This is a genomic window from Agathobaculum faecis (assembly GCF_014287995.1).
GTDB classification, from domain to species: Bacteria; Bacillota; Clostridia; order Oscillospirales; family Butyricicoccaceae; genus Agathobaculum; species Agathobaculum ammoniilyticum.
Map to the genome: position 1 here is coordinate 1 of NZ_JACOPL010000001.1, position 17317 is coordinate 17317.

At 57.4% G+C, this 17317-nt stretch carries 23 protein-coding genes, 2 tRNA genes and 1 rRNA gene; 23 read left to right on the forward strand and 3 right to left on the reverse strand.

From position 1 onward, the window contains the following. The first annotated feature begins 167 nt into the window (after positions 1 to 167). From H8S45_RS00010 to H8S45_RS00025, 4 genes are all read left to right on the forward strand, one after another. Positions 168 to 243, forward strand: a tRNA-Lys gene (locus H8S45_RS00010). A gap of 77 nt (positions 244 to 320) precedes the next feature. Continuing rightward, positions 321 to 395, forward strand: a tRNA-Glu gene (locus H8S45_RS00015). A 78-nt stretch (positions 396 to 473) separates the two neighbouring features. Next, a 5S ribosomal RNA gene (gene rrf, locus H8S45_RS00020) occupies positions 474 to 590 on the forward strand. Between the two features lie 55 nt (positions 591 to 645). Beyond that, positions 646 to 1293 carry an HAD hydrolase-like protein gene (locus tag H8S45_RS00025; RefSeq protein ID WP_107632041.1) on the forward strand — a complete coding sequence of 216 codons (648 nt, stop codon included), beginning with the start codon at positions 646 to 648 and terminating at the stop codon, positions 1291 to 1293. Positions 1294 to 1332: 39 nt separating this feature from the next. On the opposite strand, the gene H8S45_RS00030 is transcribed toward H8S45_RS00025, so the two are convergent. Beyond that, positions 1333 to 2028 carry a flavodoxin family protein gene (locus H8S45_RS00030; protein ID WP_186949412.1) on the reverse strand — a complete coding sequence of 232 codons (696 nt, stop codon included), beginning with the start codon at positions 2026 to 2028 and terminating at the stop codon, positions 1333 to 1335. A gap of 4 nt (positions 2029 to 2032) precedes the next feature. Next, entirely contained in the window at positions 2033 to 2647 is a 615-nt protein-coding gene (locus H8S45_RS00035; RefSeq protein ID WP_054327704.1) for an MBL fold metallo-hydrolase, read from the reverse strand. Between the two features lie 117 nt (positions 2648 to 2764). Here H8S45_RS00035 and H8S45_RS00040 point away from each other — a divergent pair, with 117 nt between their 5' ends. The 7 genes from H8S45_RS00040 to H8S45_RS16090 all read left to right on the forward strand — a co-directional run bounded on the left by H8S45_RS00040 (position 2765) and on the right by H8S45_RS16090 (position 7451). After that, the gene (locus tag H8S45_RS00040; protein WP_159068213.1) at positions 2765 to 3313 is read left to right on the forward strand and encodes a TetR/AcrR family transcriptional regulator; all 549 of its coding nucleotides are present in this window, start codon (positions 2765 to 2767) and stop codon (positions 3311 to 3313) included. A gap of 202 nt (positions 3314 to 3515) precedes the next feature. Continuing rightward, positions 3516 to 3986 carry a VOC family protein gene (locus H8S45_RS00045; protein WP_054327714.1) on the forward strand — a complete coding sequence of 157 codons (471 nt, stop codon included), beginning with the start codon at positions 3516 to 3518 and terminating at the stop codon, positions 3984 to 3986. Positions 3987 to 3988: 2 nt separating this feature from the next. Continuing rightward, positions 3989 to 4711, forward strand: a complete 723-nt coding sequence (locus tag H8S45_RS00050) for an alpha/beta fold hydrolase (RefSeq protein ID WP_147573626.1) — start codon at positions 3989 to 3991, stop codon at positions 4709 to 4711. A gap of 5 nt (positions 4712 to 4716) precedes the next feature. After that, a complete protein-coding gene (locus tag H8S45_RS00055) occupies positions 4717 to 5883 on the forward strand; it encodes an aminotransferase class I/II-fold pyridoxal phosphate-dependent enzyme (protein WP_186949414.1) in 1167 nt (388 codons plus the stop codon). A gap of 9 nt (positions 5884 to 5892) precedes the next feature. Next, positions 5893 to 6276 (forward strand): VOC family protein, encoded by a 384-nt coding sequence (locus H8S45_RS00060; RefSeq protein WP_107632046.1) that lies wholly within the window; start codon positions 5893 to 5895, stop codon positions 6274 to 6276. Positions 6277 to 6312: 36 nt separating this feature from the next. After that, on the forward strand, positions 6313 to 7062 hold the full coding sequence (locus H8S45_RS00065) for an exodeoxyribonuclease III (RefSeq protein ID WP_054327699.1): 750 nt from the start codon (positions 6313 to 6315) through the stop codon (positions 7060 to 7062). Further along, complete coding sequence (locus tag H8S45_RS16090) at positions 7062 to 7451, forward strand: CPCC family cysteine-rich protein (RefSeq protein ID WP_082397243.1); 390 nt, start codon at positions 7062 to 7064, stop codon at positions 7449 to 7451. Before H8S45_RS00065 ends, H8S45_RS16090 begins: the two co-directional genes overlap by 1 nt. A 43-nt stretch (positions 7452 to 7494) precedes the next feature. Here the strand turns inward: H8S45_RS16090 and H8S45_RS00075 are convergent, their stop codons facing one another. Further along, a complete protein-coding gene (locus H8S45_RS00075; protein ID WP_107632048.1) occupies positions 7495 to 8433 on the reverse strand; it encodes an AEC family transporter in 939 nt (312 codons plus the stop codon). 129 nt (positions 8434 to 8562) lie between these two features. Here H8S45_RS00075 and H8S45_RS00080 point away from each other — a divergent pair, with 129 nt between their 5' ends. The 12 genes from H8S45_RS00080 (at position 8563) to atpD (ending at position 17317) form a co-directional block, all read left to right on the forward strand. Further along, a complete protein-coding gene (locus H8S45_RS00080; protein ID WP_054327696.1) occupies positions 8563 to 9696 on the forward strand; it encodes a D-alanyl-D-alanine carboxypeptidase family protein in 1134 nt (377 codons plus the stop codon). Positions 9697 to 9796: 100 nt separating this feature from the next. Further along, a complete protein-coding gene (locus tag H8S45_RS00085) occupies positions 9797 to 10207 on the forward strand; it encodes a hypothetical protein (RefSeq protein WP_054327695.1) in 411 nt (136 codons plus the stop codon). Between the two features lie 32 nt (positions 10208 to 10239). Beyond that, complete coding sequence (locus tag H8S45_RS00090; protein WP_107632050.1) at positions 10240 to 10494, forward strand: hypothetical protein; 255 nt, start codon at positions 10240 to 10242, stop codon at positions 10492 to 10494. A 195-nt stretch (positions 10495 to 10689) separates the two neighbouring features. After that, positions 10690 to 10947, forward strand: a complete 258-nt coding sequence (locus H8S45_RS00095; RefSeq protein WP_054327694.1) for an AtpZ/AtpI family protein — start codon at positions 10690 to 10692, stop codon at positions 10945 to 10947. A 5-nt stretch (positions 10948 to 10952) separates the two neighbouring features. Beyond that, complete coding sequence (locus tag H8S45_RS00100; protein ID WP_243182342.1) at positions 10953 to 11333, forward strand: ATP synthase subunit I; 381 nt, start codon at positions 10953 to 10955, stop codon at positions 11331 to 11333. Further along, entirely contained in the window at positions 11330 to 12049 is a 720-nt protein-coding gene (locus tag H8S45_RS00105) for a F0F1 ATP synthase subunit A (RefSeq protein ID WP_242977956.1), read from the forward strand. Before H8S45_RS00100 ends, H8S45_RS00105 begins: the two co-directional genes overlap by 4 nt. A gap of 66 nt (positions 12050 to 12115) precedes the next feature. Then, the gene (gene atpE, locus H8S45_RS00110; protein WP_054327692.1) at positions 12116 to 12379 is read left to right on the forward strand and encodes an ATP synthase F0 subunit C; all 264 of its coding nucleotides are present in this window, start codon (positions 12116 to 12118) and stop codon (positions 12377 to 12379) included. A gap of 59 nt (positions 12380 to 12438) precedes the next feature. After that, positions 12439 to 12936: a F0F1 ATP synthase subunit B gene (atpF, locus tag H8S45_RS00115; RefSeq protein WP_082397241.1), complete on the forward strand. Its 498-nt coding sequence runs from the start codon at positions 12439 to 12441 to the stop codon at positions 12934 to 12936. 4 nt (positions 12937 to 12940) lie between these two features. Next, positions 12941 to 13483 (forward strand): ATP synthase F1 subunit delta, encoded by a 543-nt coding sequence (atpH, locus tag H8S45_RS00120; RefSeq protein WP_054327691.1) that lies wholly within the window; start codon positions 12941 to 12943, stop codon positions 13481 to 13483. Between the two features lie 16 nt (positions 13484 to 13499). Beyond that, complete coding sequence (gene atpA, locus H8S45_RS00125) at positions 13500 to 15005, forward strand: F0F1 ATP synthase subunit alpha (RefSeq protein ID WP_107632052.1); 1506 nt, start codon at positions 13500 to 13502, stop codon at positions 15003 to 15005. A gap of 21 nt (positions 15006 to 15026) precedes the next feature. After that, on the forward strand, positions 15027 to 15893 hold the full coding sequence (atpG, locus tag H8S45_RS00130) for an ATP synthase F1 subunit gamma (RefSeq protein WP_054327690.1): 867 nt from the start codon (positions 15027 to 15029) through the stop codon (positions 15891 to 15893). A gap of 26 nt (positions 15894 to 15919) precedes the next feature. Continuing rightward, positions 15920 to 17317, forward strand: coding sequence for a F0F1 ATP synthase subunit beta (gene atpD / locus H8S45_RS00135; protein ID WP_054327689.1), 1398 nt, complete (start codon positions 15920 to 15922; stop codon positions 17315 to 17317).

Sequence of the window (17317 nt, forward strand, 5' to 3'; positions counted from 1 at the left end):
GTGCAGTAATGTATGCAGCGGACTGATACTAATAGGCCGAGGGCTTGACCTCATATTAGAGGCAATCTCAGATTTTACTCTTTGTTTGCCATAGTTATTGTTCAGTTTTCAAGGTGTAAGACCTTCTGTTTCTGCGAAAAGAAAATTTCTTTTTCAAGGAGAAGCATGCACCATTAGCTCAGTTGGTAGAGCAACTGACTCTTAATCAGTGGGTCCACGGTTCGAGCCCGTGATGGTGTACCAGAAACGGTGCGCTGTGGGATTGGCCGAGTTCAGTCCCACGGTGGAGCCGGCAAGCATACCGGAAGCAGGCTGGAAATGGCCCGTTGGTCAAGCGGTTAAGACGGCGGCCTCTCACGCCGCAAACGGGGGTTCGATTCCCCCACGGGTCACCATCTTTGACGGTTGACAAGATGGCGGCGATGTGGTATGTTTTACAAGGTGAGTAAATGCCTGGAGCATTTCTCGATATAGTGCGTATCTATGGTGATGAGGGTACACCTGTTCCCATTCCGAACACAGTAGTTAAGCTCATTTACGGTGACAATACTTGGCTGGCGACGGCCTGGAAAGATAACTCGATGCGCACATCACGAAAGCAGCAACTTTGGTTGCTGCTTTTCTTCTGTTTGAGGAGGGAAAAGCATGTATCAATATATTTTATTTGATCTGGATGGGACACTGACCGATCCGCGAGAGGGAATCACAAGGTCTGTGCAGTATGCGCTCGGCAAAATGGGAATTGATGCGCCCGATCGAACAGCCTTGGAACATTTTATCGGTCCGCCGCTCTATGATGAATTCATTCGCTGCTATGGATTTGACGATGCTGGCGCAAAGCAGGCGGTCGCGGCTTACCGAGAGCGCTTCAGTGTGCGGGGCTGGAAAGAAAACCTTTTGTTTTCAGGCGTTCCGGAGTTGTTGCGGGCGCTGAAGGACGCAGGAAAGAAAGCGGCCATTGCGTCCTCCAAGCCAACGGTTTTTGTGGAGAAAATTTTGCAGAGGTTCCAGATCGACTCTTATTTCGATGTCGTTTCCGGCGCCACGCTGGATGGTGTGATCTCTACCAAATCACAGGTTGTCAGGCAGGCGTTGGAGATGCTGCAGGTGCGGGAACGTTCCGAAGCGGTTTTGGTGGGGGACCGGATGCATGACGCGGAGGGGGCGCAGAACAACGGCATCGCGTGTATTGGTGTTACCTTTGGCTTTGGCGGCAGGGATGAGTTGGCTTGTGCCGGCGTAGACCAAATTGTTGATACGATGGAAGAACTGCGGGAATTGCTTTTGAAGTGAGGAACAACGCGGAAAGGCGGCTGGTGACAGCCGCCTTTTTTATTTCCAGGGTGATTTTCCGTCCATCCAGCCCTGCGTTTTCCAGTAGGCATGGTCGCTGGCTGTAAGGCCGCCGCCCATTTTGCGGCTGAGCCAGTACCGCATGCGTACACCGCAGCGCGGTTCGACCGGAGCGGGTTGGAGCCTGCGGGCGAGGCGCTGCATATCCCGCCGCATTTTTTCTTTTCGCGATTCGCTTAGTTCGGCGGCTTTCAGCGCCATCGAGCGGATGCCGTAGGCATATACCCGCCCGATGCCCCACCAGTTTACGCTGTCTTTCATATCCCGCAGCGTCTGCCTGATGCCGCTTCCCGCAGCGGTTGCCAGCAGGACGGCGGTTTTGTGCGCCAGTTTACTGTTTGGACGATGGACGATCCAGCGGTTGCCCAAGTGATCCAGAAAGGATTTCATTGCGCCGGTTACATGGTAAGCATACACCGGACTGGCCAGAAGAATAACGTCGGATGCGTCGATTGCCTGTAAAATAGGCTTGAGCTGTGCGGGTGCCTGCTGGCATAGGGGTTCGCTGGCTTCAAAGCATGCGCAGCAGCCGCTGCAGAAGTGACTGAAATCCTGTGGGAGAAAAAACTCCAAAAATGTACTACTGTTATCCTGTGGAAGCGACTGCATCAGTATGCGCGCCAGCAAAACGGTGCTGCCTGTATGGCTGGTTCCATAAATCGCGGTGATCTTCATATTTTCAGCTCCTTTGTATTTTGTCGGCCAAATACCGCAGCCGCTCCATCGGGAACGGGCGGCCGTGGGCCGGATAAATCATGCTGCAGTCCAGCCTTGCCAGACGCAGCAGGCTGTCTCGCGCGGCCTGTGGGTTTTCGCTGTATCCAAGCAGGGCAGGGTGTAGAAACGACATAACGGCGTCGCCTGCGAAAAGGCAGTCCTCCACCAGTAGCGCGCAGGAGCCGGCGGTGTGCCCTGGGCAGGGTATCGGTGTTGCGCTGGGCGGCAGTCCGTCCGGCACGAGGAAGGCCGGTGAAAAGGGGACGTGTTTCTCCTTTTTTCGGCCGCTGCGGACCGCCCTGATGTCCGGTGCCGGCGGCATAACAAGGGCAAGGTCAGCAGGGTGCAGCGCGGCGGGGATGCCGTAATATTCCTGTAAAGCGGCGGCATGGCCGATGTGGTCGGTATGGCCGTGTGTCAGGAACAGCAGTTCGATCATATGCGGGTCAACCGTGCGCTGCAGGTGTCCGAGGAACCGACGATCCCATGCGATACCGGCGTCGACCAGCAGCGTCCGGCCGCTCCATTGAATCAGCCAACAGTTTGTCATTCCGGAACGGATACGGTGAATACGCATGTTTTTCCTCCTTGCTTTTCTGGCCAATGCAGAGTATAATGCAGGTGACACATTCGTGTCAAGGCGTTTGGCGCAAGTGACACGATGGAAGAATCTTTGTGTCGGGAGATGGGCCGAGTGGAAAAAAGCCAAAACCCGATTGCCGTCCGATCTCGCTCCATGCTGCAGCAGGCGATGCTGGAACTGCTTACGGAGCAACCCTATGGGCAGATTACGGTAACGGCGCTGTGCGAACATGCGCAGCTCGGACGGAAGACCTTTTACCGCAACTACGCGGAAAAGGATGACATATTGCGGGAATATATCGCCTGCCTGGCAGACGGCTTTCTGGAAAAGCTGCGGGAGCAGGCCCCCTTTGGCGATACCGCGTTCGCACAAACGCTGTTCGCCTATTGGAAGCCGTACGCGGACCTGTTCCGTCTGTTGGAGCAAAGCGGCGAATTCCGGTTTGTGCAGCGGGAATTTGAACGGGTGGCTGCGCGGGTCGGCGGCTGGTTTACCTGTCCGGAGGCCATGAGGGAGGACCGGACGTTCCAGCGGTATTGCGCCAGCTTTGTGTCGGGAGGCTGCTACGCGCTGCTGCGGGACTGGATGTGCGGAGGCGCCGTCGAACCCGTGGAGCAAATGACCACGCTTTTTTGTCAGATTCGACGACTGAAAGCATAGAGACGCGCCTTTACCAGGGGGTTCAAGTGTGGTAAAATAACAATATGCAGGCTTTGACCGCGCTGTCCGCTGGAAGGCGGTATCGGGAAACTATATGCGGCCGGCCTGTGTTTGTTTCTTCTAAAGCGCAGGAAAAGCAGGAATTTACCCGTAGCTGCGGATAGTTGGCGCCAGCGACGCCATAATGGGAGGGAGAAGGATGATTCAATACCAGTTGCCACTGCTGGCGGTGCGGGATGTGGAGGTTTCCAAGCGGTTTTACCACGACCTATTTGAGCAGGAGGTGTCGATGGATCTGGGGCGGAACGTGACGTTTTCGGGCGGCTTCGCGATCCAGCAGGATTTCGACTGGCTGGTAGGCATCCCCAAATCCACAATCCTGCACCAGACGAATAATATGGAGCTGTATTTCGAGGTCGACGATTTTGAAGCCTTTTGGAGCAGGCTGCAGCAGCATCCGGACGTCGATCTGGTGCATGGACCCAAAACGCATGAATGGCACCAGCGCGTGGTGCGACTTTACGATCCGGACTGGCATATGATCGAGGTAGGGGAGTCCATGACGGTCGTTGTGCAGCGCCTGCTGCGCGAGGGGAACGATGTGGAGCGGACCGCGGAAATGACCCAGCTTCCGGTCGGGTTTGTGGAACAGTGCAGGAAAGGTATGGAATAAATATGTTTGGTTATCAGGCGGAGTTCGTCGACTGCGGCGACGCCCGCATTGCCTGTTATGATATTGGCCGCGGCAAGCCGCTTGTCCTGCTGCATGGAAACGGTGAGGACAGCGCGTACTGGAAAGCACAGGTACCGGAGTTTACGCGGTTTTACCGCGTGATTGCGGTGGACAGCCGGGGACACGGCGCCTCGGAAAGCGGCGCGCATGGCCTGTCGTTCGACCAAATGGCGCAGGATTTGAAAACCGTATTGGATGCGCGCGGGGTAAAAAAAGCGCATATCCTCGGCTTTTCGGATGGCGGCAACCTGGCGATCAAGTTCGCGCTCACCTATCCGGCGTATGTGGACAAGCTGATCCTGAACGGCGCCAATATCGAAATGTTCGGCGGCATCAAGCCGCATATCCAGCTTCCGGTATATGCGGGGTATGGCGTTCTGGCCGTGCTGGGGTGCCTGAGCAAAAAGGCGGCCCGCAAGCGTGACGTGATGGGCCTGATGGTTCATCCTTACGGCGTGGGCATGGACGATCTTGCCCGCCTGACCATGCCGACGCTGATCATCGTGGGCGAGCATGACATGGTGCGGGCCAGCCAGACTAAAGAAATGGCGGCGCGGATCCCGCACTGTCGGGTCGAGGTGTTTCGGGATGGGGACCATTTTGTCGCGGCAAAGCAGCCGTCCCGTTTCAACCGGACGGTGATAGAATTTTTACTGGGGAGATAGACAACATGCAATTCATCAAAGCGGGAGAGCCTGCGGACAGCAACATTTTCAATAAGTTGGACGAACGCAAGCGCCGCCTGCTGGCAAGCGGGCGGGATGTGATCAATTTGTCGATCGGCACGCCGGATTTCCAGCCGGACCGGCATGTGATGGAGGCGGTCAGCCGCGCGGCGCTCGATCCGGAGCAGTATAAGTATTCGCTGACCGAGACGCGCGCGCTGCTCGACGCGGTGCAGGACTGGTACAGCCGCCGCTATGGCGTACAGCTTGCGGACGAGGAGATCATGGCCGTATGCGGCTCGCAGGAGGGCATCGCCCATGTCGGTTTTGCGTTCGCGGGGCCGAACGACCTGATCCTCGCCCCCGACCCGGGCTACCCGATTTTCTCTTTCGGCCCGCTGATGACCGGCGCTACGGTTGGCCTGTATCCGCTGCGGGCGGAAAACAACTGGCAGCTTGATTTCGCGGATATACCGGAGGAGGTCGCCAGCCGCGCCAAAGCGATGGTTGTATCCTATCCGAACAATCCGACCGCTTCGGTCGCGGACCGGTCGTTTTATGAGAGGCTCGTGGCCTATGCGCGCGAGCATCAAATCATCATCCTGCACGATAACGCCTATTCCGACCTGCTCCTCAACGGGGAACAGGGGCTGTCATTCCTGTCCATACCGGGCGCAAAAGAAGTCGGGATCGAATTTAATTCCCTTTCCAAGACGTATAACCTGACCGGCATGCGCGTATCATTTGCGCTCGGCAACCGTGAGATAATCAGCCGGTTCCGCGCGTTCCGCTCGCAGATCGACTACGGGATGTTCTATCCCATCCAGGCGGGCGCGGTCGCGGCGCTGACCGGACCGCAGGAGATTGTTGCGCGCAACCGGCAGGGCTACATGGCGCGACGCGACGCGCTGTGCGGCGGCCTGCGCAAAATCGGCTGGGATGTGCCGGACGCGCAGGGTACCATGTTCGTGTGGGCGAGAATACCGGAGCGGTTCGGCTCGTCCGTAGAATTCGTGCTGGAGCTGATGGAAAAAACCGGAGTGATCTGCGTGCCGGGCAGCGCGTTCGGCGGGCAGGGCGAGGGCTATGTCCGATTCGCGCTGGTCGTACCACCCGAACGGATGCGGGAAGCGGTCGAACGGATCGTGGAAAGCGGTATTTTGAAAGGGTGACCTTGTGATATGAAGATTGACCATGCGGCGCTGTATACCTTCGATTTGGAGCGGCTGCGCGCCTTTTATGAGGATTACTTCGACGGTAAAGCAAACAAGCAGTATCGGAATGAGAAAACCGGTCTGCAGACCTACTTTATTTCCTTTGCGGATGGCGCGCGGCTGGAGCTGATGACGCGACCGGAATTGGAGGAATGCGAGCGGTCGCGCCTGTGGACAGGCTGGACCCACTTGGCATTCAAAGCGGGGACGTGCGAAAATGTGGACGCGCTGACCGAGCGTCTGCGCGCGGACGGCTATGAAGTGACAAGCGGGCCGCGCGTGACGGGTGATGGGTATTATGAAAGCTGCGTGCTCGATCCGGATGGAAACACGGTCGAAATCACCGCGTGAGCTGATCCCGCGGACAGCGAATAAAAGGAGCGGAAGATGAAATTAATTTCCTGGAATGTAAACGGACTGCGCGCGTGCGTGGGCAAGGGCTTTTTTTCGTTTATGGAAGCGGAGCAGCCGGATATGCTGTGTCTGCAGGAAACCAAGCTGCAACCCGAGCAGGCCCCGCAGATTGAGGGATACTATGAATACTGGAATTCAGCGGAAAAAAAGGGGTATTCCGGCGTAGCCCTGTTTTCCAAAACCGAGCCGGAGGCGGTTTCTTACGGCCTTGGCATTGACGAGCATGACCATGAGGGGCGCGTCATTACGGCGGATTATGGGGCGTTTTATCTGGTTACGGTCTACACCCCCAATTCGCAGGATGAGCTGAAGCGTCTAGATTATCGGATGCGCTGGGAGGACGACTTCCGCGCCTACCTTCAAAAGCTGGATGCGGAGAAGCCGGTCATTGTGTGCGGGGACATGAACGTTGCGCATCAGGAGATCGACCTGAAAAACCCCAAAACCAATCGCCGCAACGCAGGCTTCACCGATGAGGAGCGCGCCAAAATGACCGAGCTGCTCAGCGCAGGCTTTACAGATACGTTCCGGCATTTTTATCCGGAGCTGACGGGCGCGTACTCCTGGTGGAGCTATCGCTTCAAGGCGCGGGAGAAGAACGCGGGCTGGCGTATCGACTACTTCCTGGTGTCCAACCGGCTGATCGGTCGTGTCAAGGCCGCGCGTATCCTGAGCAATGTGTTCGGGTCGGATCACTGTCCGGTGCTGATCGAGCTGGAGTGATGGGAGTAGAGTGGGAAAAGGACTGGTTTTTGCCTGAGGCGCAAGACGATGAGATCTTTGTGTCTTGGCCGCCTTGGGTGCCTGAGGACGACGCGCCGCCCGACCCGTGGGAGCGCCCCGATCTGCCCGACCTTGACGAGGAGCAGGCGCTACCGTGGTCGCCCGAGATGCCGGTTGAGCCCTGCCCCTGCTGCGGGGCGGATATCCCCCAAAATCCATCGTGGGGGTATATCTGTCCGACCTGCCTGTGGGAGATCGATTACGACGCGCAGGATGCGCCCGAGGAACCGAGCGACCAGAACCACGGCCTTTCGCTGGAGGAGGCGCGGATGAATTTCCGTACCTTTGGGTGCAGCAGCCCGTGGCTTATAGAGAGGGAAAACGAATAAAAAACACGCTGCTTTGGCAGCGTGTTTTTCTATAGGTTGCCGGCTATCCGAAAAAGTGAAGCAAGCCCTCCAGAACAGAGATACAAAGAGGGAGGGTAATTACGGAAAGCAGTGTGGAAAGCGAGATGACGCGCGTGGAAAATAAGTAATCCGTGCCATAGATCTGGCCAAACATGGCCGAGGCAAGTGCGCAGGGGGCGGCGGTGCCGGTCAGCAGGATGATCTTGGACATGTGATCGAGCGGGATGAACAACAGCAGGACAATGGCGATCGCCGGAATCAGCAACAGGCGCACAGCGGAGACTTTCCATATCTCTTGATCGGTAAAACACTCCCTCAGATCGATCTGGGCAAGGAAGCAGCCGAGCGAAAGCATGGCGAGCGGCGTGTTGAGATCGCCCAAAAAATCCACGGCTCGGAACACCAGCTCGGGGAGCTTGACAGGCGAGCAGAACAGGAGAAAGCCGCATACGGTAGCGAGCAGGGCGGGATTCAAAAGGATATTCCGGATGCCGTTGCCCTCCTTGCCGCCGGAGAGCTGCTGCACGCCGTAGGTCCACAGAATGATCGCCATGCAGGCAATGCTGGATGCGCCGAGGAAAACCCCGTCCGAGCCGAACATCGCATCGAGCAGAGGCAGGGCCATGAAGCCGTTATTGGTCAGTACGACGGAAACACGGCAGTCCGCATAATTTTCCGTTTTTTCCGGACGGTAGACGCGGTTTGCAAGCGCGATAGAGATCAGGAAAAAAAGCATGCTGCACACAAAAGTGACGCCCAAGGCGTAGCCAAGATGGGCGTCGAACGGGCGCTGGAACGACCGCAGCAAAACAAAAAACACAATGTACTTATTGAGCAGCACAGTGAGGCTCTGTGTCGTCTGGTTGGTAAAAACGTTTCTGCGGAACAGGACATAGCCCATCAGGATGAGCAGGAACATGACGATGATTTGCTGCAGGACGATCAGACTGTTGGTGAACATGGGCTTCCTCCAGTTAACAACTTCTTAACACTTTACATCATACGCGTTTTCGCAGAATTTGTCAATTTGCCGAGGGTATGTTTTTCCCGCCTGCCGCATAGGGTGGAACAAAAAGGGAGGACGGAACGGATGAAAAAGATCGTTTGTCTCGCGCTGTGTTTCTGCCTGCTGCTCCCATCTGCGCTGGCGCTTCCGGAAATGGGGCCGCTGAACGCCAAATCGGCCGCGCTCTATGCGTCGAACGGGCAGGAGCTGTATTCCATGAATGCCGACGAGCCGCTGCAGCCCGCGTCCGTGACAAAGATCATGACCATGCTGCTGGCGATGGAGGCGCTCGAACGAGGAGAGGTTACGCTGGATACGATGATTACCGGTAGCGAGTATGCCTGCTCGATGGGTGGGACGCAGATCTGGCTGGAACCGGGCGAGCAGCTTTCTCTGGACGATATGCTCAAGGCGATTGCGGTCGGCTCGGCCAATGACTGTGCGGTCGCCGTGGCTGAGCATCTGGCGGGAACCGAGGCGGCGTTCGTCGAACGGATGAACCAGCGCGCGGCCGAGCTTGGCTGCACGAACACGCAGTTCATCAATGCCAACGGACTGGACGGCATGGGCCAGAAAACGCTGACCTCGGCGCGCGACCTGGCGCTGATCTCCTGCGAGCTGTTGCGGCATCCCAAAATACTTGAGTATACGGGGATTTGGATGGACAGCATACGGGATGGAAAGTTCACGCTTGCCAACACCAATAAAATGCTCAAAAGCTATCAGGGTTTGACCGGCCTGAAAACAGGGTATATTTCAGAGGCAGGGTTCTGTATTTCCGCTTCCGCCGAGCGGGATGGGCTGAGCCTGGTCGCGGTCGTCATGGCTGCGCCGACCAAGGAGGCGCGCATGGCGGACGCCACGGCTCTGCTCAATTACGGCTTTGCCAACTTTTGCGCCTACACGCCGCCGGACGGGCTGCTGGAGCCGGTGCCGGTCGCGATTGGGAAAAGCGGCTCGGTAATGCCGCGGATGGAGGGCGGCGGGTCCATTATTGTGGAAAAGACCGAGGCGGAAGGGCTGGAAACCCGTCTGGATCTGCCGGAAAAGCTGACCGCGCCGGTCGAGGCGGGGCAGCAGATCGGGGAGCTGTCCATCCTGAACGGAGAGGAAGTGCTGCTCACCGTGCCGCTGACCGCTGCGGAGAGCGTGGAGGCCAAAGGGGTAGGAGATCTGTTTCTGTCCTTCTGGAATGCGGTTCTGGCAGGCGGCCAATAAATTGATACAAACTGACGAGGAAATTTGTAAATCATGCTTGAGGTTTTGGGCAAACTATGCTACACTAAACATAACCTCAAAGGTTGGGAGGAATAAACCTATGGTAAAACTTATTATTGGCGGTACCGGCTCTGGCAAGACCAAGGAACTGATCGACCAGGTCAACACCGCGGTAAAAGAAGAAAAAGGAAGCGTAGTATGTGTTTCGCGCGGCAATAAGCTGACGTTTGATATTTCGCATGATGCGCGGCTGATCGATGCGACCGATTACCCGATCAAGGATTACGCAAGCCTGCTGGGATTCCTGAGCGGTATCCATGCCGGCAATTATGACATTACCCGCGTTTTCATCGACGGCCTGTATAAGATCACCGGCGTTAAGGATGTCGCCAAGGCGGAGGCGTTCTTGGATGCGCTGGACGCGTTTTCAGCCCAGCACAGCGTAAACTTTACCGTCTCGTTGAGCGAGGAGCCGTCGTCCGCGACCGAAAGCATGAAGCGCTTTTTATAAGAGATACTTAGGATACGCGGAACGCTCCTGCAATGGCTGAAGCAGCGACATTCCTTTTGAGAATATTTGCCTTTCAATTGGATATGCTGATGTATGAGACAGGCGCCTCGCAGATTTGGAAAGGTCTGCGGGGCGTCTGTTTTAATGTTCCCAGCGGCGCCACCGGATGCCGGAAAGCTTTGAAAAAACAGGCAGTCTGGACAGGGGGAATGAAAATGGCTTCGGAATGCCGGCGCGGTTGGGAGCGCATATTTTTTGTCCGTAAAGGCTCTGGTTGCAATTTATAATAATTGAGCAATTCCATTGTGCATATTGCCTAACATTGTAGTAAAGCGGGAAATATCTAAGAAATTTCTGATAAAAAGTGTTTCACTTTTTGGTAGGGTTAGGTATAATAAGACTGATGTGTAGGGATAGGGGACAGCCCGCCTTCGGGCGGCGTCTGTGCTCGCTGCATCAAATTGTGGCCTGGGGGAATGCGGATGAGGAAAAGCGAAAGCAAATGGTCGGTACTGCGCTATCTGGCATATTTCAGCCAAGTAGGATGCACGGTGGCTGTACCGCCCCTGCTCGGCTGTTTCGGAGCAGTTTGGCTGCGGGACAGGTTCGGCTGGGGGAACGGCGTGGTGATTGCCGGGCTGCTGCTCGGCGTCGGGGTTGCGGTTTGCGGCCTGCGGGATTTCCTGCGGTTCACCGAGCGGAAAGCCAGAGAAAGCGAAAGGAAGGAGAAAATGCCGTGACAGGGATGGAGATCGTCCGCGAGGAAACACGGCGCATGCTGCGCGGCATGATACCGCTGGCGGTGATCGCGTTTGGCGTATTCCTGCTGGCGGGGGCGGATCCGGCGCGGAGCGCCGTAAGCCTGCTGTTGGGGACATGCTATTCGCTGCTGCTGTTCCGGATGATCGGGAAAAGCGCGGCCAAGGCAGTACTCTTCCCGCCGGCGCAGGGGACGAGGATCGTCCGGCGCGGATATTTTTTCCGGTATCTGCTGACTGGTGTGATGGTGTTTCTGGCAATCAAGCTGCCGTTTCTCCATCCGCTCGCAGCAGTCGTTCCGCTTTTCTTTCCCAAAATCATTTTACTGTGGTCCATGTATTCCAAAGGAAAGGGGGGTAGACGTTGAATGTTGAAATAAACGGCCCTAAGGTATTGGGCTATCTGTTTGGCAATCCCAATCTGCCGATCACGGAAACTATGCGCAACGCATGGATCGTGATGGCGGTTATTCTGTTTCTTTGTATTTTTCTGACGCACCGGATGCAGAAAATCCCCAAGGGGAAGCAGGCGCTGGCGGAAAAGGCTGTGGTAATGATCGACAACCTGGTCGAAAATACGATGGGGAAAGGTTGCCAGGCATTTTCGCCCTATATTGCAACGCTGCTGATGAGCTCTCTCTTCGGCTCGCTGGCCACGTTGTTCTGGATGCGTCCGGTGACGGCAGACCTGAATACGACGCTTGGCTGGGCGCTGATTACTTTTGCGCTGATCACATTCAATAAAATCAAGTACAATGGGATCGGCGGTTATCTCAAGGGCTTCCTGGAGCCGGTATTCGTCATGGCGCCGCTCAATGTGCTCAGCGAGATCGCGACACCTGTTTCGATGTCGTTCCGTCATTTCGGCAATATGGCGGGCGGCCTAGTCATCTCGACACTCATCATGGGCGCGCTTCAGGTGCTGTCCAAGGCGGTATTGGGCTTCCTGCCGGTGCCGCTGCTGCAGATCGGCCTGCCGGGCGTCCTGTCGCTGTACTTCGACTGCTTTACGGCATGCATGCAGGCGTTCATTTTCAGCATGCTGACGATGGCTTACGTCGGCGACGCGCGCGGCAGCAGTTGATCCGTCAAAAAAATTTCACCATATCCATTTGAAGTTTCAACAACATTATTTCAGGAGGAAAAAACTATGGGTATCGATTCTAACGCATTTGTAGCAGGTATGTCCGCCCTCGGCGCCGGTATGGCGATGATCGCGGGCCTAGGCCCTGGCATCGGCGAAGGGTACACCGCGGGCCAGGCGTGTGCGGCGATCGGCCGCCAGCCGGAGGCGCAGGGCGATATTACCCGTACCATGATTCTTGGTATCGCCATGGCGGAGTCTACCGGTATTTACGCGCTGGTTATCGCGCTGATCCTGCTGTTTGCCAACCCGTTTGTCGGCAATTTCTGAACCGGACGCAGGCGAACGGATAAACGGAGCGAATCTCCGTTTGGGAAGGAGGTAAAACAGTGGATATATTCCAGTCCTTTGTCTATATCAACTGGTGGAATATCCTCGTTACGATGTGCAATACGCTCATCACCTTTTTGATCATCAAGAAATTCCTGTTTGGGCCGGTGCGCAGGATGCTGGCGGCCCGCGAGCAGGAGGTTCAGGCCATGTACGCCACCGCGGAAAAGGCGCAGACCGAAGCGGAAAGCATGCGCAGCGAGTATACGGAACGCTTGTCCAAGGCCAAGGAGGAGGCGGCCGAGATCGTCGGCTCCGCCACCCGTCGGGCGACGGTCCGCAGCGAAGAGATCCTCAAGGAATCCTCGCAGCAGGCGGCTGCCATGCTGAAGAAAGCGGAAAGCACGATTGAGCAGGAGCGCAAAAAGGCGATGAATGAGCTTAAGGATGAGGTCGCGGGCCTTTCGGTCATGATTGCCTCCAAGGTGGTCGAGCGTGACATCAAGGAAGAGGACCATGAGCGCTTCATCGAAGAGTTTATCGACAAGGTAGGGTGAGCAAGTGGCTGATATTGTAAGCGAACGCTACGCACTGAGCCTGTATGAAGTGGCGGCGGATGAGAAAAAGGAAAAAGCCTATCTCGACGAGCTGACCGCGGTCTGCGAGGTGTTTGGGCGCGAGCCTGACTTTCTGAAAATGCTCACCACGCCCTCCATCGCACTGGAGGAAAAGCAGAACGTCCTGCGGAAGGCCTTCGAGGGACGGATCGAACCATTCCTGCTCAATTTCCTGATGCTGATTACGGAAAAAGGCCGCGTCGGCCTAGTTCAGGATATGCGTCAGGCCTATAAAGAGCACTATTATTTTGAAAACGGCATCGTGGAGGTGCGCGCGGTCACGGCAAAGCCCATGAGCGCCGCGCTGACCGAAAAGCTGAAAGAAAAGATGAGCGCCGTGACCGGCAAGCAGGTGGTGCTGGAAACGTCGGTCGATCCGCAGATCATCGGCGGCATCGTTGTCAAGCTGGGCAACGAGCAGTTCGACACCAGCCTGCGCACTCGCCTGAGCGAGCTTGCCGCGCGGCTGACCAACACTATCGCGTAAGGAAGTAGGTGACTTTATGGAATTACGCCCCGAAGAGATAAGCAATATTATTAAAGAGCAGATCACGCACTATCAGAGCCAGATCAAACTGACCGATGTCGGTACGGTTGTCACGGTCGGCGACGGCATCGCGCACGTACACGGTCTGGAAAACTGCATGTCCGGCGAACTGCTCGAATTTCCGGGCGGCGTATACGGCATGGCGCAGAACCTGGAGGAGGATCTCGTCGGCGCCGTTATCCTGGGTTCGGACCAGAATATCCGTGAGGGCGACACGGTCAAGCGCACCAAGCGCATCGTTGAGGTACCGGTGGGCGAGGCCATGCTCGGCCGCGTTGTCGACGCACTGGGCAAACCGATCGACGGCAAGGGTCCGATCCATACCACGGAGGCGCGTCCCATTGAAAGCCCGGCGCCGGGCATCATTGAACGCGCGCCCGTTAATGTGCCGCTGCAGACCGGCATCAAGGCAATCGACTCCATGATCCCGATCGGACGGGGCCAGCGTGAGCTGATCATCGGCGACCGGCAGACCGGCAAGACTGCGATCTGCCTGGATACCATCATCAACCAGAAGGGGACGGGCGTTATCTGTATCTATGTGGCGATCGGCCAGAAGCGCTCGACCGTCGCGCAGGTGGCGGAGACGCTGGCGCAGAACGGTGCGATGGATTATACCTGCATCGTAGCGGCGACCGCGTCCGAGTCCGCGCCGCTGCAGTATATCGCGCCGTATGCGGGCTGCTCGATTGGTGAATTCTTTATGCATAAGGGCAAGGATGTGCTGGTTATTTATGATGACCTGTCCAAGCACGCAGTAGCGTACCGCGCCCTTTCCCTGCTGCTCCACCGTCCGCCAGGACGCGAGGCGTACCCGGGCGATGTATTCTACCTGCATTCCCGCCTGCTCGAGCGCGCGGCGAATATCCAGGATGGCGGCTCGCTGACCGCGCTGCCCATCATCGAGACGCAGGCCGGCGACGTTTCGGCGTATATCCCGACCAACGTGATTTCGATTACGGACGGCCAGATCTTCCTGGAAACCGAGCTGTTCAACTCGGGCATCCGGCCGGCGGTCAACCCCGGCATTTCGGTATCCCGTGTTGGCGGCAACGCGCAGATCAAGGCGATGAAAAAGGTCGCGGGTACGCTCAAACTGGCCTATTCGCAGTATCGCGAGTTGCAGGCGTTCTCGCAGTTCGGCTCAGATCTGGACGCGGATACCAAAAAGCGTCTGAATCAGGGCGAACGCATCGTCGAGGTGCTCAAGCAGCCGCAGAACAGCCCGATTCCGGTCGAGAAGCAGGTTATCATCATTTACGCCGTCATTTCGGGCGCGCTGCTCGATATTCCGGCGGACCAGATCGGCGAGTTTGAGAAAGAGTTGTTCGCGTTTGTGGACGGCGTGTATGGAGACATTCCGGAAACCATCCGCGCGACCCGCCAGATGGACGACGATATCAAGGAAAAGCTGACCAAAGCGATCGAGGAATTCAAAGCAAAGTTCCTTTCCGAGCACTGACGCGGAAAGGGGGACTGAGCAATGGCTTCCGGAAACATGAAAGATATCAAGCGCCGCATTAAGTCCGTGCAATCCACCATGCAGATCACCAAGGCGATGGAGCTGGTGGCATCGTCCAAAATGCGGCGTGCCAAGGAGCGCGCGCTGGCCGCGCGGCCGTATTTCAATACAATGTACCGTACCGTTGCCCGCTTGGCTGCCGCCACGCGGAGCAGCGAATCGGTCTATACGCGCCGCCGAGAGGTCAGGAACAGCCTGTTCATCGTCATCGCGGGCGACCGCGGGCTGGCGGGCGGCTACAACGCCAATGTATTCAAGCTGGCGGCGGCCGAAATGGAGGGCAAAAACGCGCAGGTCATCACGATCGGCAAAAAGGCGCAGGAGCATTACGCCAAGCGCCCCTGGCCGGTGGCCGCAGATTATCCGGCCATCGCCGAGGGGATGAAGATTGGTGATACCCATCCGATCGTGGACGGGTTGCTCCGCCTGTTCCGAGAGGGAAAGGCGGACGAGATATTCCTGTGCTACACGGAGTTTGTCTCGCCGTTGCAGCAGGAGGCGAAGTGCCTGCAGCTGCTTCCGGCGCGCTTTGAAGACGCGGCGCAGGAAGCGCCCGCGGGCCCGCGCGTGCTGACCGAATACGACCCCTCGCCAGAGGCGGTGTTCGATGCGGTCATACCGGAATACCTGTACGGCGTGCTGTACGGCGCGGTGGTGGAGAGCTACTGCTCCGAGCAGTCCGCGCGCCGCATGGCAATGGAGGCTGCCTCCGACAATGCCAGCGAGATGATCGAAAACCTCAACCTGTCCTACAACCGCGCCCGTCAGGCGGCCATCACGCAGGAGATCACCGAGATCGTCGCGGGTTCGGGCGAGGTCGGCGCATAGGATGATAAGAATTAGGAGTTTTGCCAATGAGTGAGCAGAATATTGGCACCGTCGTCCAGATTATCGGGCCGGTGCTTGACATCAAATTTGCCGCCGACGCACTGCCGAAGCTGCTGAACGCCATCACGATTGACAACAAAGGCCGGACCGTTACGGTCGAGGTCGCGCAGCATATCGGCCAGGATACCGTGCGCTGCATCGCGATGGAGTCCACCGACGGCCTGGTGCGCGGCATGAAAGCGGTCGATACCGGCGGGCCGATCACGGTGCCGGTGGGCGATAAGAACCTCGGCCGCATCTTCAACCTGCTCGGCCAGCCGGTGGATAACAAGCCGCCGGTCGAGGGGGAGGAGCGCTGGCCGATCCACCGCCCCGCGCCCTCCTATGAGGAGCAGGAGTCCACGACCGAGATCCTCGAAACCGGCATCAAGGTCATCGACCTGATCGCGCCATACGCCAAGGGCGGCAAGATCGGCCTGTTCGGCGGCGCGGGCGTCGGCAAGACGGTTATTATCATGGAACTGATCAACAACATCGCCAAGCAGCACGGCGGTATTTCAGTATTCACCGGTGTGGGCGAGCGCACCCGCGAGGGCAACGACCTGTATAACGAAATGCAGGAGTCGGGCGTTATCAACAAGACCGCGCTCGTCTACGGCCAGATGAATGAGCCGCCCGGCGCGCGTATGCGCGTGGCGCTGAGCGGCCTGACCATGGCGGAGTATTTCCGCGATGTGGAAGGGCAGGACGTGCTGCTGTTCATCGATAATATTTTCCGCTTCACGCAGGCCGGTTCGGAGGTTTCCGCGCTGCTCGGCCGCATGCCGTCGGCGGTAGGCTACCAGCCAACGCTCGCAACCGAAATGGGTGCGCTGCAGGAGCGTATCACCTCCACCAAGAAGGGCTCGATCACGTCCGTGCAGGCGGTTTACGTTCCGGCGGACGACCTGACCGACCCCGCGCCGGCGACCACGTTCTCCCATCTGGACGCCAAGGTCGTGCTGTCGCGTGATATCGCCTCCATGGGTATTTATCCGGCGGTGGACCCGCTGGATTCCTCCTCGCGCATCCTGACCGCGGACGTTGTCGGCGTGGAGCATTACGAGGTCGCCCGCGCGGTGCAGTCAATCCTGCAGAAATACAAGGATTTGCAGGATATTATTGCCATCCTCGGCATGGATGAGCTTTCCGACGAGGATAAGCTGACCGTTGCCCGCGCCCGCAAGATACAGAACTTCCTGTCGCAGCCATTCCACGTTGCGGAGCAGTTCACGGGCTTCCAGGGCAAGTATGTGCCGATTGCGGAAACCATCCGCGGCTTCAAGGAGATTCTCGCGGGCCAGCATGACGGCCTGCCCGAGTCCGCGTTCCTGTTCGCCGGCACGATTGACGAGGTAGTGGAGAAGGCGAAGAAGGGGGCATAA

What these genes read in the sequence shown, in the direction of transcription:
- atpG (WP_054327690.1), top strand. Translation starts at nt 15,027, where the DNA reads ATGGCTTCCGGAAACATGAAAGATATCAAGCGCCGCATTAAGTCCGTG.
- H8S45_RS00065 (WP_054327699.1), top strand. Translation starts at nt 6,313, where the DNA reads ATGAAATTAATTTCCTGGAATGTAAACGGACTGCGCGCGTGCGTGGGC.
- H8S45_RS00075 (WP_107632048.1), bottom strand. Translation starts at nt 8,433, where the DNA reads ATGTTCACCAACAGTCTGATCGTCCTGCAGCAAATCATCGTCATGTTC.
- H8S45_RS00080 (WP_054327696.1), top strand. Translation starts at nt 8,563, where the DNA reads ATGAAAAAGATCGTTTGTCTCGCGCTGTGTTTCTGCCTGCTGCTCCCA.
- H8S45_RS00025 (WP_107632041.1), top strand. Translation starts at nt 646, where the DNA reads ATGTATCAATATATTTTATTTGATCTGGATGGGACACTGACCGATCCG.
- atpD (WP_054327689.1), top strand. Translation starts at nt 15,920, where the DNA reads ATGAGTGAGCAGAATATTGGCACCGTCGTCCAGATTATCGGGCCGGTG.
- atpE (WP_054327692.1), top strand. Translation starts at nt 12,116, where the DNA reads ATGGGTATCGATTCTAACGCATTTGTAGCAGGTATGTCCGCCCTCGGC.
- H8S45_RS16090 (WP_082397243.1), top strand. Translation starts at nt 7,062, where the DNA reads ATGGGAGTAGAGTGGGAAAAGGACTGGTTTTTGCCTGAGGCGCAAGAC.
- atpA (WP_107632052.1), top strand. Translation starts at nt 13,500, where the DNA reads ATGGAATTACGCCCCGAAGAGATAAGCAATATTATTAAAGAGCAGATC.
- H8S45_RS00035 (WP_054327704.1), bottom strand. Translation starts at nt 2,647, where the DNA reads ATGCGTATTCACCGTATCCGTTCCGGAATGACAAACTGTTGGCTGATT.
- H8S45_RS00030 (WP_186949412.1), bottom strand. Translation starts at nt 2,028, where the DNA reads ATGAAGATCACCGCGATTTATGGAACCAGCCATACAGGCAGCACCGTT.
- H8S45_RS00095 (WP_054327694.1), top strand. Translation starts at nt 10,690, where the DNA reads ATGAGGAAAAGCGAAAGCAAATGGTCGGTACTGCGCTATCTGGCATAT.
- H8S45_RS00055 (WP_186949414.1), top strand. Translation starts at nt 4,717, where the DNA reads ATGCAATTCATCAAAGCGGGAGAGCCTGCGGACAGCAACATTTTCAAT.
- H8S45_RS00060 (WP_107632046.1), top strand. Translation starts at nt 5,893, where the DNA reads ATGAAGATTGACCATGCGGCGCTGTATACCTTCGATTTGGAGCGGCTG.
- H8S45_RS00050 (WP_147573626.1), top strand. Translation starts at nt 3,989, where the DNA reads ATGTTTGGTTATCAGGCGGAGTTCGTCGACTGCGGCGACGCCCGCATT.
- H8S45_RS00100 (WP_243182342.1), top strand. Translation starts at nt 10,953, where the DNA reads ATGGAGATCGTCCGCGAGGAAACACGGCGCATGCTGCGCGGCATGATA.
- H8S45_RS00085 (WP_054327695.1), top strand. Translation starts at nt 9,797, where the DNA reads ATGGTAAAACTTATTATTGGCGGTACCGGCTCTGGCAAGACCAAGGAA.
- H8S45_RS00090 (WP_107632050.1), top strand. Translation starts at nt 10,240, where the DNA reads ATGGCTGAAGCAGCGACATTCCTTTTGAGAATATTTGCCTTTCAATTG.